The organism is Streptomyces sp. NPDC026417, assembly GCF_055567695.1.
In genome coordinates this window covers 1-13,978 of sequence record NZ_JBVHPY010000049.1, presented here as the reverse complement: position 1 = coordinate 13,978, position 13,978 = coordinate 1, and the positions used below count along the sequence as shown (strand labels likewise).

The following is a 13,978-nucleotide window of genomic DNA, read 5'->3' as shown; positions in this document are numbered from 1 at the left end:
GTAGTGGCTGGGGCGGGGATTGCAGTGGTAGTCACGGCCTCCGGCCGGCCAGCGCACGGTCCGGCGGGGGACAGTGTGGCGGTAGGGGTGGCGGTGGGGGCCATGACGATCACATCCGGGGGTCTTTCGGTGGGTGATCCGGTTCCTGGCCGGATCCGTACCCCTAGTTCTACGGGTTCCCGACATATCGAACATCAGGGAACACCCCCTAAGAAAACCAACCGCCCCTCCATTGGCCATGGCGGCTTCGCGCCCATCGCATGCGGGGCGCCCGAACGGGCCGCACCCCGGGCGGTGCCACCCCTCCGGTCCGCCAGCCGGTGCAGCACCTCCGCTGCCGCGTCCAATCCCAGCGGCGTCAGCGACCACGGATTGCCGCCCTCGCGCGTGCTGCCCTCCGAGAGGGGCAGGCCGTGCCGGGATAGATCCAACAAGGGGGTTGCGAAAAGCCTTGTTGTCCTTGTGGCCTGGCGCCGTGAGCCGGTGGATCTGCTCTGCCGTGGCCACCTTCAGCACACCGAGCGCGGACAGGACGTGCCCGCGCATCGCGCTCGTGGCCCCGTACGGATACGTCTTCGAACCACCCACCCCTATCTCCACCCTTCCTCTCGCTGGCCCACATCCGTCGGCGTCAGGCGCCGCTGCGGACCGGCGCCAGCCGTGCCGCTAGCAGCCGATGCCGCCCGTCGGGGTGATACCGACCAAGACTGGTCAAGGCACTGACCTGCGCAAACCGAGGGCCGCGTACTACGTGTGCCGGTAGGGAGGTTGGTAGGGGAAACGGTAGGGAGACCGGTAGGGGAATCGGCCCCCGGCCCGAACCCCACCGAGGACGGGCTGGACAGGCACCCCGCCCGGGCGCTCTCGCACAACGCGCACTACGCTCTCACTCCCAATGACGGCAAGGATCTGCTCCGGTCGCCCGCTCAGGTACTCCAGCTTGCACCTCCCCCTGCTTGACCGCTGCCTGCACCAACAAACCGGCGCCCGAGCCCGTCGTTGGTCTCCTCCCCCTCTGGGCGCTGACCTTTCGGCACCCTGTGTGCATCAAGACGGGGTTGCCTTGGCGCTCTACTTCCCGCGTGGCCGTGGGGTGCGGCCTTGTCGTCCTGCAGACGGTCCCGCCAGGAGCGTGCCGGTGGCGGGAGGGCAGCCCGGACGGGCCGTGCCGGACGCTGTCCAGACTGCGAAAGGGGAATGCGGCCTGGACGACTACCAGGTCCGCCGCTACCCCGACTGGCCCCCCATCACCCTCGCCATGACTGCCCACGCCTGCCTCACCATCCTGTGAGCCCGCCAGCCAGGTCGACACGGACAAAGCAGCAACGGATCCTCCCAGCTCATACCCCTCCCCGAACTCCGACGGCTGATCACCCGCCTCACCCACCGCCGACCACCACCCATCGAGCACGTCCTGCACTGGTCCTACTGGCGTCGCAGACGACAGCAGCAAGCCCGCGTCAGCCACTACAAACGACGCGGCCACACACCACCAGAAACTGCCCAACCATCAGACCAAAGACCGTTGCAGTATCAGACACTGTTTTCTGGGTCTACTGACAAGGGCGGAGTGTTGAGGTCAGGCTCGTTGGATGGGCCGTGGGGATCTGACGAATGCGGAGCAGGAACGGTTGGAGTCGTTCCTGCCTCGTGGTGGTCCACGCGGCGGCCAGTGGAGTGATCATCGGGGCAGGGTGAACAAGGGGGGTGCTCTACCGGGCGCGGACCGGTGGGCAGTGGCGGGACCTGCCGGAGCGATTCGGGTGGGAGGCCGTCTACAACGCCATCGCCGCTGGTCAGCGGATGGCACATGGACGATGCTGCTCACTCGACGCCGTGGGCCGGATCGACGGGGAGGTGTCGGTCGACTCGACCTCGCTACGGGCCCACCAGCACGCAGCCGGCGTGAGAAAGTCACCGGCCGCCCCCGGTCGATTCGGTTCTACGAAAACCAGCCGTACGGCTGGAGGAAGTGGTCAACGCGGTGAGTGTCCGAGACGCTCCGCGGAGGCTTCACCACCACAATCCACCTTGCCCCCGACGGACGATGCCGGCCCCTCGCTGTCCTGCTGACGCCGGGACACTACGGTGACGGCCCCTGACTCGAGTCCGCGCTGGAGCAGGTCTTTGTGCCCCGCATCGGCATTGGCCGGCCACGCACCGCCTCGACCGCATCTTGGCCGATAACATATCGCCCGCAAAAACCGCCGCTATCTGCGACGACGCGGCCTACCCCCACCATCTCACCATTTGCAGCACGGTGAAGCACTGACTGGCATACCGCTGGGAACAGGCGCTTCGTCGCAGACTGGAGGCGTGGTACCGGCCGGACCCTCGAAGGCCGCGGTGTCGACTGGCCAGGGCGCCCATGATGCTCGCCATCACAGGGCCCCTTCGTCAACGGGTGGGGAAGGTTTGGGGGGGACCCCTAATGCCACTTCGGCGTAGCGCACCTAGAAAGGAGTCATGCAGAGCGTTACCAGCTCCTCTCGACACGGGGTGACCACAATGATTTCTACGGTTGTGACGTCCCCTATGAGAGGGCGCCGCGCCGCCCCCTCAGCCCGCTGGCGACACGCTGCTTCGTCGGCCATGGGCGGCGCCCTGGCTCCACGTGCGAGTTGCCGCAGTACCCCGTTACTCTCCCCCCACCGATGCACGAGAGCGTAGCTGTGTACCGCCCGATGGAATCTTGTTCGCCTGCTGGCAGGTCATCACGGACCTCGTGCTTGTGGCTCCCCAATGAGGCGACTGCCCTCTTGTGGTGACGCCACCCTGAGAGGCCGAGGGAGGGCTTGAGGGGGACCCCGTCGCGCTGCCTCCCCCATTGCCCCACTACCGATGTTCAGCGGGGCGTGAATTGACCTTTGCAGCCAATCCAAGTCTAGCCTGCTCCGCTCCGCACCTTTGGAGAGTCGACATGTCCCAGTCAACTTCAGCGACAGTCAACCCGCCTCTCCGCTCCCTGATCACCGCAAGGGATCAGGGAGCGCGTTGGCCGCTCGTTGGGCGACAGACAGAACTCAAAACATTCGCCACCATGCTAAGCAACCGGCGAGTCCAGGGCTTCGTCTTGAGAGGGGCGGCGGGGGTTGGCAAGTCGCGGCTGGCCGAAGAGTGCCTGTCCCGAGCAGTCCGTGCCGGATACCGAGGTGGACGAGCCACGGCGAGCGCCGCAGCCGCAAAGGTGCCACTGGGCGCGATAGCGCACCTGCTTCCTGCAGGGGTGGACCCCTCTGACCCGGTCAGGGGCTTTGCCGCAGTAGCAGAGGCCTCGACCGGTGTCGGTCGGCGACGGTGGGCAATCCTCATCGACGATCTGCACCTTTTGGACGCCTCTTCGGTGATGTTGCTGCGGCAGTTGATGGATTCCCGACTGATCCTGCTGATTGCCACGGTCCGCAGTGGTGAAGCGCCTAACGAAGCGGTGCAAGCTCTGACACACGGAGACGCTGTACAGCGGATTGAGCTAACCGCATTCGACCAAGACCAAGCCGAGGCTGTACTACAAGCCGCGCTGGGCGGGGCTGTGGGACAGCACACGGTCCGGATGCTGCACCGGGCTTCAAGCGGAAACGCGCTCTACCTTCGCGAGCTGGTCCACAGTGCCTTGGCTGCCGGCACACTGACCAACGACGGAGAGGTATGGCACCTAGCTCCGGGAGGCAAGCTGCCGGGTTCGGCAAGGCTGGTCGAACTAATCGGCACCCATCTGGACGCGGCCGATCCCGTTGCCCAGCCAGCCCTGGAACTGCTGGCAGTTTGTGGCTCTCTGCCGCTGACGGAGCTTCAGGCTGTCGTCCCCTGGCAGGCGCTGGACGAACTAGAGGCTGCGGGACTGATCTGCACAAACCAGGATGAGCGGCGCACACACGTGACGCTGGCTCATCCTCTTTATGGAGAGGTTCTACGGGTAGGAATGCCCGTTCTGCGCCGCCGAAACCTTCTACTCAAGATGGCAGAAAGGATAGAGGCATGCGGAGCTCGGCGGCGCGATGACGCACTACGAATCGCCACCTGGCGGCTAACTGCTACAGGTACCGCAGACCACAAGCTGCTTGTAGAGGCCGCTACGCTGGCTCGCAACGCACATGACTACCTGCATGTGACCACTCTCCTCGAAGCTCTTCCCGAGTCCCAACAGACCACTCGGACGCATCTTCTACTTGGCGAGGCCCAGTCTCAAATGGGGGAGTGGAAACAAGCGGAGGCTTCTTTTGCCGAGGCCGAAGCACATGCCGTCGATGAGCGGGACAAGGTGGCGGTCGTCTTGGCCCGCACCGAGAACCTTGCGTGGAGCAACACTGACCTTGCGCAAGCATTGGAGTCCAACGACGCCGTGCTGCAGCAGATTCACACCCCGGCGCGCCGCCGCACGTTGACGCTCAATGGCGGGTTCCTGCGGATCGTGGCAGGTCAATTCCCCTGCGGCTTGACCCTGCTGGAAGAACTTGAGACCGTCCCGGATCGACCACACGGCCATGCCTGGCTCCGTGCCGCGGCGATGAAGTCTGCCGCACTGGCGCTGGTTGGAAACTCCGATCAGGCCCTTACCTGGGCTCGACGTGCTCACACGGCCCACCTGCAAATCGATGACCACAGCCTGCAGCCCTCTCCCACTATCCAGAGCCTCGCTCTGATCCTTGCTCTGACCGAGAGCGGCCGCCTGACGGAGGCTCATAGTGCCGGCGACACCGCATACGCTCACCTCACTGACTCCAGCCTGATGGCGCGGTCCTGGACGGCGCTTCTCCTTGGCCGTGCTCAGTGGATGGCAGGCCATGCGGCCATCGCTCGCCGATGGTATGCCGAGGCTGCTGGACTGGCTCGTACCTTCGACAATGCCAAGGTGCTTCGCCCCGCACTCACTGGACTCGCCGCATGCGCTGCAGTTCTCGGCGACCTCCCCGCAGCTGAAGCGGCTCTGGACGAGTACCGAATCACGCCCCAAACAACAGGTTTTCTACCGGTAGGCGAGGAACGCCTCGGCCAAGCCTGGTTGTTGGCCGCGAAGGGTCGCCTCGCCGAGGCCCGGGCCATCCTGACCGAGGCAGTTCTCACCGTTCGTTCCACCGGCCACCTGACGAGCGAGGCGATGTTGCTTACCGACATCGCTCGCCTTGGCGGCGCACGAGACGTTGCAAGGCGCCTAGCCGAGCTCGCCGAGGTCTGCGAAGGGACGTTCATCCGGGCGCGCGCGCACTTGGCGACCGCACTCGCCGAACAAGATCCGGTGCTGCTGTCGCACGCTGCGGGAGAACTGGAGGAACTGGGAGCCGACCTACTGGCTGCCGAGGCCGCCACTGCTGCCGCCGCCGCTTGGCGTCGGGCGAGCCAACTTCGCCATGCCACCGCGGCCAATAATCGTGCTGCCCAGGTTCTTGCACGTTGCAGCAACTCCCACACACCGCTCCTTACTACAGCAGAAGCCGCCGCTTTGCTCACCGCCCGCGAGCGCGAGATCTCCTTGCTGGCTGCCACCGGTAGTGCCAGTAAGAACATCGCTGAAACCCTTGGCCTGTCAGTCCGCACCGTTGACAACCATTTGCAGCACGCTTACACCAAACTGGGCGTCGCCACCCGAAGTGAGCTTGCCGACGCCTTGAAAGTTTCCCGCCGCGCTGCAAAACAGGCATGAAGCACCTAGGGCCTTTCAGCGCAAGAGAGCATGCAAAACCAGACAATGTTTACCGCAAGGGCATCGCGGTGACACAGTCGATCCGAATGGCGCGCGATCCTAGGCTGAAATGACGGATGGCGATAACCGCTGAAACGGGCCACCTCGACAAGTGCAGACCGTCCGCCTCTACTTACGTGTCATCGAAGAACCGTGATGACCAGTACTTGCCCGCACTAGAAGTAGCTGTTACTCATTCACGGGGAGAGAGAAAGTGTTCCACTAAACGGGTGCAGGAGGTATCCCGACGGCGGACGTCCTGCCAGCCTACTGGCGCCCCCCCTAGCTGGTAGGTAGTCCCGTCTTCGTCCTGGTCCCAGGTCATTTCAGGGCGAAGGCGGGACCTCGCCAGCCAGCAGGCAAATGCTGCGCTCAGTGGGCTGAGTAGCGCTCCCGAATGGTTGGACACCCCAGTCGCCACCGTATGGGCATCAACCGAAGTTTTCGCTCATGATTTCGGGTATCGCGATGAATTCTCGCGAGGGCTGGCGCTGGCCTCATCGGCTACTGACTGCGGCCCGCGCCGTGAGCACCAACTTCCAGAAAATGAAATGGCCTTCCGGCCATCCTTGGCGAAAGAAAACTCGCACACTCTTTGGCCTCGGCCCCTGGTATTAAAGTTGAGCAATGAATACTCTGGCAGCCCGGCGGGAAAATGGATAGTTTGGGTGACTAATTTCCATCTTTCAAAGCGGGGCCATCGGTCATGCTTAATCCGTCTAACGGGAGGGGGCTCGGGAATGGCGATCCCGTCGAGAGAGGTTCAACCGCTCCGCTCACTTCTTCCGACGTCACCCCGTCGGCTTCCTTTTGTTCTATAAGCATGCTTCTGAGCATCTATTCATTCCAGGGTGTCCGATGGTGAATCTGTCAGAAAATCCAGGAATTCCCATGCGGCTAACTCCTCCATGGGATTCCGGTCGCTCGACCTCTGGTTGTGATTTCCTCGGAAGAGAAAATGAACTTCGTACGGTCCTTGAGTTGCTAGAGCACCGGGGATACGCGGGCGTCTTGATCGCCGGAGATGCCGGAATAGGAAGAACGCGACTTCTCGACGAGTGTATCCAAGTCTTGGCGCCATCGTGCAGGATTGTTCGGGTGGAACCGCCCAAATCTGGAGATAGTGCATCACCTGATATCGCGCTATCTAGAAAAATGTCGCGCCTAAGGTCGTCGCCTCGAGCCGCACTCGTTAGGCCTAGTCGAAAGCGGGACACTGTTGTTGTCGCAGACGACGCTCATTTGTTGGACTCGTCGACTGCGGCCACGCTTTTGGCCATTGCGCGAAACCGAAATGCCCTGCTACTAATTGGGGTTGTTGGTGAGGCGCCCACATCGGCAGCTATCAAATCGCTGTGGAAAGACGGGCATGTCGCTCGTTTTGATATCGGACCTCTCTCTCGCCAAGTAATGCGACGGCTTGCCGTCGCATTTGCAGGAAGAGAACTAACTGATCGATGCGCGACTTTGTTGGCTGATATGGCCTCAGGGAACCCGTCACTGCTACGGGAGTTGGTAACCGCGTCTACCGAGCAAGGGCTCCTAAAGGTTTCAGGCAAGGTCTGGACACTTGAGGGCAAATTTTTCCCGTCGATCCCCCTATGGGAAGAATACTCCTCAAAAGTGGCGGAATTGAGCGTTTCAGCTCGGCATGCACTGGAACTTACGGCGCTTGCGCAACCTCTCAAAGTCAAGGAACTGGAGCGCACCGTCTGTGCTCAGGCCCTCCTGACCCTCGAAGAACGCGGGCTCATCACTGTCGACGCCACAATTGAGCAGGAAGCGGATGGCGGCAAGCCCGATCCCTCTGTGAGTCTTGCGCACCCGCTCCTCGAATACGTTATCCACCAAGAACTCGAGCCGCAGCAACGGCGGAAGCATTTCAGTACGCTAGCTGCATTGGCGGATCGAATGAATGTCTCGGAACATAGCGCCGAAAAAGTTCGTGTGATGAGCTGGCGGCTCGCGGCTGGGCAAACGATTGATGAGGCTGCTCTCCTAGATGTGGCTCAGGCCGCCTACGACTTAAAAAAATTCCGGCAAGCTTGTGGCTTCGCTGAAGCGTGTTGGAGAATGCATCAATCTTTCGAGGCTGCACTATTCAGCGCTAAAATGATGATGGAATTAGGTGACTTCGAGCAGGCCGAAACGGTGCTTAGCGTTGCACGCAGGGTGCATCCAAGCCAGGCCGGGCAGCTCGAAATCATTCGGACCCGGGGAAAGATCCTGCAGGGAGAAGTGCGTGAAGGGGGGCGGCCGCCGCATCACGCGAAGGCTTCACAAGATGTACAGACTTTGCTCATGGCCTCATATTGGGACGGTGATTTTGGTCAAACACTGCGCCTTAGCCGCTCATTGCTGAAGAGCACCGATCACGCTGTCAGCCGAGATGCAGCGATATTCCGTGTGGCAGCCCTCTGTCACGCAGGTCGACCAAACGACGCACTGGAGCTCCACCGAAAGTTCGATAGCTGGCAAACGGTAACTCCAACCGCGATTGCCTCAGGCGAAAGCGCGATCGATGAGTTCCATGCCGCTGCTCTGCACTACGCCGGGCACCCCCTGGAAGCCATCGAAATCCTCAAGCGGAGATACAGCGAGTCGCTCACGAGAGATAATCTTAGAGACGAAACGCGATGGGCTTTGTCCTTGAGCTGCCTCTTAATTGAAGTGGGAAGGCCGCGGCAGGCCCTTGAGTTGATGGACCTCGCCCCGATCAATTACGTTGCTTGGGAGACGCCGAAGGAGAAGGTGGAAATTTTCAGAAGTTTGGCCCTAGCGTATCTTCCGACCGGTGCAAATGGCGTCCAAAATCTTCCCCTGGTTCGGCAGTCTGGAGAGTTCCTAATCCATTACCAAATTGCACGCGCTTGGATGGCCATGCGGAAGCGTGATCGTCGCACTGCGATGTATATCTTGATGCAATCCGCGGAGGCGGCACTTGCTAAGGGCAATTATGGAGACGCCGCTATCCTGGCTCATGAGTTGGGGCGTCTAGGGATGGCTGAAAGGGCTGAGCCGTTTCTCTCTATTCCCGTACAAGGTCTGCTTAATACGCGCCTGAATTTTGTTCGATCGCTGGTCGATCGGAAAATTTCCGATCTGGCCGATGCTGCTGAAGCCTTCGCCTCAGCCGGTTATGACCTCTATGCGGCGGAAGCATTTGCAGAGCTCTCCAGGTTCCTTAGCCAAAAAGGCGGCAGACGTGAGGCAACAGCGGCTGCCGTACGTTCAAACGAGTTTGCTGAACGCTGTGAGGGTGCGATCACTCCTCTCCTGTGTGCAATCGAGGGGGCCGAGCCTCTGACGGAACGAGAACGGCAGATTGCAGTCCTGGCGGCCCGTGGAATGACCGACAAGGAAATCTCGGACCAGCTTGCCCTATCGACTAGAACGGTAGGTAATCATCTTTATCGCATTTATGCAAAGTTAGGTATCGCGGGACGCCGTGATCTTCATATTCGATTGATCTCGTAAGGGTTCCATTGCGGTCTATCCGTTGAGAGTCGGGGTGGGTTGTGATGTTCATGTAGACGATATTCAGGGCCATTGATAATGAACTCGTAGTTGTCTGTCAGGGCTTCGGTCCGTTCGTTGTTCGAGGTGTAGGGCCGAATGTAGGCCCATTCGTCGAGGAGGGTGCGGTTGAAGCGTTCGACCTTGCCGTTGGTCTGTGGCCGGTAAGGACGGATCTTCCTGTGGGCGATGCCGGCCGCGGTCAGCCTCGGGTGAACAGCTTGGACTTGTAGCAGGAGTCGTTGTCGGTCAGCACCCGTTCGACGGTGACGCGGTGAGTCTGGAAGAACGCGTTCGCCCGCTGCCAGAAGGCAGCGGCGGTGTGTTGGCGTTCGGCGGGCAGGACTTCGCTGTAGGCCAGGCGGGAGGGGGCGTCGACGGCTGAGTGGATGTAGCTGTAGCCGATCACCGGCTTGCAGCTGCCGCGCTCGTCGTTGGCGGCCTGCCGGTTGGGGGCGCTGGCCGGCCTGCCAACGGTTCGCCAGCCGCCTCCGTCGGGGGTATTGCCGAGTTTCTTGATGTCGACGTCGACCAGTTCGCCGGGTCGGTCTCGCTCATAGTGTCGGATCGGTTCGCCGGTGGGTCGGTCGAGCCAGGCCAGTCGGTGCTGGCCGTGACGGGGCAGAATGCGGTGCACGGTCGAGGCGGACAGGCCCAGGATGGGCCCGATCCGGGCCGGGCCGAGTTCCCGGCTGCGCTGGAGGCCCGTGTCCGCGACCTGCGCCAGGCCCGCAAAGTGCGATGCAGCGTCCTGTGCGGCCGGCTGGAGCGGTCATGGAACTCGGCCCCGCCCTCGGACCGCCACCGGCGCATCCACTTGTGGGCGGTGGCCCGTGAGATGCCCATCTCGGCCGCCACGTGTGCGACCGGTCGACCTGAGCGGACACGTTCGACCAGCAGCCGTCTCCCGAAGACGGTCAACCGGGCATTACGGTGGGACACGAAGACCTCCGTGCGGTGCAGTCCTGGACAGCTCCAGCACACCGGAGGTCTTCGCCAAGATCAAAACCTGTGAGTGTCAACAACGCTCGTGATCAATACACCAGTCGGGTGGGTGACCGTGCACACGGGCGCCCGTGAGGAGGTGCCTCTATGTCTTTCATCAAGCGAGGCGTGGGGTTCGTAGAAGGTGCCGGCGCGGAGCATTGCGAAGAGCACGTTGATCCGTTGTCGGGCCAGGCGGAGAAGCGCCTGGGTGTGGGCCTTCCCGCGGGCTCGGCATTGTCGTAATAGGTGCGGGAGGCTGGGTCGGGCAGGGCGGCGAACGCGGACAGGAACATCGCCCCGTTTGAGCTGCCGGTTCCCGCCTCTGGGCGCGTGTTCGCCGCGGATCGAGGTCCCCGACGACTTCGTGGTCGGGGCGAGGCTGGCGTAGGAGGCCAGGTGGGCGGCAGTGGGGAAGCTGGTGCCGTCGCCGACGGTGACCAGCAGTGTGGCAGCGGTCCTGACCGCGATCCCGGCATCGAGGTCAGGACTCTGGAAAGAGGGTGTACCTCCAGCAGGGCGCTGATCTGGGCTTCTGTGGCCCGGCGTTGTTCGTGGACGGCTCCGAGCGAGCGGGCCAGGGAGGGATCACGATGTCGAGGGTGCCGGTGACCACGACGGTCTGCTCGTCGAGTGCCTCGAAGACGTCGTCGATCAGCCGCTGTGCCATGCGCGGGCCCTGGGGCGGACCACCTCAGCCAGTCTGTGGAGTCCGGCCTGTCGCAGCGCGGCCGGGGATCCGTAGCGTTCCAGCAGCCAGGTCACCGCGGGGTGGTCCAGGCGCGGGCCGAGGACCCGCTCGAGGCTGGGGCGGAACTGGGTGCGCAGGCCGCGGACCCGGTTGGAGGTGCGGGTGGCCTCGGCCGACAGGTCCTGGTCGAAGCCGACGAGCACGGTCAGCTCGGCGGTGAATTCGTCGGTGAGTTCCAGCGAGCGCAGAGTGCGCGGCATGGTGCGGGCCGCATCCGCGATCACCGCGGCGTCCTTCGCGTTGGCTTTCGCCTCGCTGGGGTAGAGGTCGGCGATCCGCCGCATGGCCAGCCCGGCCAGATAGGCGACCTTGCAACCGCTCCGGGCGACCTTGAGCGGGAGGGCGCCGATGGAAGCGGGCTGGTCCACCAGGACGAGGACGGTGCCGAACTTGGGTCTTGAGCTTCTCGAAGATCTCCCGCAACTTCGGTTCGGTGTTGGTAGTTGCTTGTCGAAGACCTCCTTGCCAGCCGGGGTGAGCCCGTGCCCGTGGTGGGCGGTCTTTGTCGACGTCCAGCCCGAGGAAGACGCCTATCTCGTCACTGTCGTTCAAGCTTCCCCCCGAACGGATGTCATGCGCGTGCTGGCGTGGGCGTTGGCGTCGTGCGCGCACCCACGTTATGCAGACCTGCCGCCTGCGAAGGGCCAGGCGTTGTGCTCGGCTGGGCGGTAGCCGGACCTCTCATCAGTTTCCAACGGCACCTCTCGGGCCCGGCGGCACCCCCCGGCAGGAGAGAACAACCATGCAAGGTCCGGAGACCAGCGGCCCTCTTGCAGGACCGCGAAAAACATAACGGGGGTGCCGCTGCAAGCCCTGCCAACCAGCGCGCTCTCGTCGGCTCCGATCTATCTTCGCTGCCACGACACGCTCGTGCAGATCACCGCCGCTTCGGCATATCCTTCGATACCCGCCCACGCCTATGTCACAGCTGTCGTCGCGCCCCTGTCCCCACCTGACACCCGCCTGCTGTGCGTCCTTCGGGAAGCCGACCCTGAACCCGCCCTGCTCGACAGATGGATCATTTGCCGAGTGCGATCGCGTTGGCGACAGCCAGATGCGACATCTTCCGCAAAACACGGCCGCACGGCGTGAACGTGCAGATCGTGGCTGGTCCCACGGGCAAGCTTATGTGGATCTCACCCGCGCTGCCCGGCCGCACGCGACATGACCGCGGCCCGCACCCGTCGCATCAGCCGGATCTGCGAACACCGAGGAGGCTCGATCCTCGCCGACCGCCCACATCGGGGCCGGCCCCTGGGTGATTACACCAATCAGACGGCTCCCGAACCGGGACCTCACCCCCACCTAATGGACGATCAACTTGGCGCTGTCAACTTGCCAAGATCCTGGCCGTCGCGGGGGTAGGTCGGGTAGGGCGACCGCGGCCATGGACATGACAAGTCTCGGGCGCCTGATCTGGCAGTGCGAAATCCGCCCTGCAAATCGCGAAGCAAGCGAGTCGCACGGCACTGGCCTGGGCATTGCCGCTACGTCGTCGAGCGACTGACCCTCTCGCTCAAGGCTTCCGCCCGCTACGCATCCGCTGGGCACGATGCGAGGACAGATTTAACGATCAAATGTCACGTGGCCGGCCGCCGTTGAGCCGGTATCGCTACTGATCGGTCTGCTGCAGGATGGTGCAGGTGGTGCCACGTTTTGCTCAGGTGGGCGCGGGAATTTGGGAGCTGTTGGCTTCAGTTGTGATGGCCTGGTCGGGTACCGGAACGAGCTCCCGCCAGCCTACGTACGGTCCATGATCGACCGGCGCCCCGGGGCGACCTCGCGTGCCGAGACCTTCAGTAGCTGCTGACCACGCGCGACGTCGCCCCCGAGCTGGCGAAGCTCGACCTGCCCGCACTCGTCGTGCACGGTACGCACGACCTCTGCGCCCCTGGACCCGATCGGCCGCCCGAAGCGGCAATGCTGCCCGATGGCACGCTCAAGGTCTACGAGAACGGCGGCCACGGCCTGTTCGCCAACCATGCCGCGCAACTGGCCGCCGACGTGCGGGACTTCGTCCCCCAGCTGACGGCCGGGCCCTCACGCGAAGGCGTCGGCCCCGGTCAGCTCCGCGGACAGCCGCCAGAGGCGGGCCGCCTGCTCCGGGTCGGCCGCGTGGTCGCGTGCGCCGGTCCAGGCGCCTTCCGCTGGTGCCGTTCGGCGATGTCGCAGTCCTCGCAGTACGAGTCCGTCCAGCCGGGGCGAGGTCGCCGCCCACACCTGGATGGCCGCGCCCTGCTCGGGTGTCTTGAAGCCCTCGGGATCGAGCGGCGTCCCTTCCTCGTCGATCCAGCCGCGCTGGACCTTGGAACGGGATCGGCCAGAGGCGTGTCCTGCCCTCCACCACCCTGCAGCCGCACCTTCGACGGCGGATCAACGGTTGGCGTTTTCCACAATCCACTAGGAACGATCTAACTCCAAGAGTCCCCGCAGATGACCAACTCAACGACTCGCTAGCGCATAGAACACGGCCTCGGTCCACGCCATGTCCTTCTATGAGCAGCAACTGCTCACTTCTTAACTCCAGGCTGTCAGGAGAATCACGGGTACTGCCAGTGCTGGCGATTTATCTGACCACATGGAGGGAATCTCTAAATGAGAGATCTCACGCATAACCACAACGAGATCGTGGTTGAGGTTGACCGTGATCTCACGCAGAACCACAACGAGATCGTGGTTGAGGTTGACCGTGATCTCACGCATAACCACAACGAGATCGTGGTTGAGGTTGACCGTGATCTCACGCATAACCACAACGAGATCGTGGTCGAGGACTGACTTTCGGGGCTAGTGACAGAAGGGAAGTGGCCGGGACTTGGTCGGCAGACCCGGCCACTTCCTTGTATAGCTCCACAGGACGCTACACCTGGATGGAACGTGATTGTTTCGCTCGGTAGCTGTGGCCGGTCTGCCTCACAGTGGCCAACACGCCGAGGCGGATCGGTCTCGTATGAGTAAGACGGTGTCCTATGTGGTGAGGCGGAGGAGCCTCTTGTAGCAGCAGAGGGCGGCGGCGAGTCCGAGAAACGCCAGGTAGTTGCGGGGGTGGC

At 63.0% G+C, this 13,978-nt stretch carries 4 protein-coding genes and 4 pseudogenes; 4 read left to right on the top strand and 4 right to left on the bottom strand.

Features of this window, described 5'->3' with window-relative positions:
• Positions 1-1,162: 1,162 nt before the first annotated feature.
• The 3 genes and pseudogenes from ACZ4NT_RS37315 to ACZ4NT_RS37305 form a co-directional block, all read left to right on the top strand.
• A pseudogene (locus ACZ4NT_RS37315) lies at positions 1,163-1,370 on the top strand (IS701 family transposase); the annotation flags it as partial.
• 1,595 nt (positions 1,371-2,965) lie between these two features.
• Positions 2,966-5,638, top strand: a complete 2,673-nt coding sequence (locus ACZ4NT_RS37310; RefSeq protein WP_467729791.1) for a LuxR C-terminal-related transcriptional regulator — start codon at positions 2,966-2,968, stop codon at positions 5,636-5,638.
• 1,284 nt (positions 5,639-6,922) lie between these two features.
• Positions 6,923-9,154 carry a LuxR C-terminal-related transcriptional regulator gene (locus ACZ4NT_RS37305; RefSeq protein WP_467729789.1) on the top strand — a complete coding sequence of 744 codons (2,232 nt, stop codon included), beginning with the start codon at positions 6,923-6,925 and terminating at the stop codon, positions 9,152-9,154.
• Here ACZ4NT_RS37305 and ACZ4NT_RS37300 read toward each other — a convergent pair.
• From ACZ4NT_RS37300 to ACZ4NT_RS37285, 4 genes and pseudogenes are all read right to left on the bottom strand, one after another.
• A pseudogene (locus ACZ4NT_RS37300) lies at positions 9,133-10,135 on the bottom strand (IS481 family transposase). The gene ACZ4NT_RS37305 and the pseudogene ACZ4NT_RS37300 overlap by 22 nt on opposite strands.
• 168 nt (positions 10,136-10,303) lie before the next feature.
• Positions 10,304-11,480 (bottom strand): annotated as a pseudogene (locus ACZ4NT_RS37295) (IS110 family RNA-guided transposase); the annotation flags it as partial.
• Positions 11,481-12,668: 1,188 nt separating this feature from the next.
• A complete protein-coding gene (locus ACZ4NT_RS37290) occupies positions 12,669-12,806 on the bottom strand; it encodes a hypothetical protein (RefSeq protein ID WP_467729787.1) in 138 nt (45 codons plus the stop codon).
• A 162-nt stretch (positions 12,807-12,968) separates the two neighbouring features.
• Positions 12,969-13,232 (bottom strand): annotated as a pseudogene (locus tag ACZ4NT_RS37285) (oxidoreductase); the annotation flags it as partial.
• A gap of 291 nt (positions 13,233-13,523) precedes the next feature.
• Here ACZ4NT_RS37285 and ACZ4NT_RS37280 point away from each other — a divergent pair.
• Positions 13,524-13,706 carry a hypothetical protein gene (locus tag ACZ4NT_RS37280; RefSeq protein ID WP_467729785.1) on the top strand — a complete coding sequence of 61 codons (183 nt, stop codon included), beginning with the start codon at positions 13,524-13,526 and terminating at the stop codon, positions 13,704-13,706.
• The last annotated feature ends 272 nt before the right edge of the window (positions 13,707-13,978 follow it).

Excerpts from the sequence above, each read along its gene's own strand:
- ACZ4NT_RS37280 (WP_467729785.1), top strand. The coding sequence starts at position 13,524 with ATGAGAGATCTCACGCATAACCACAACGAGATCGTGGTTGAGGTTGAC.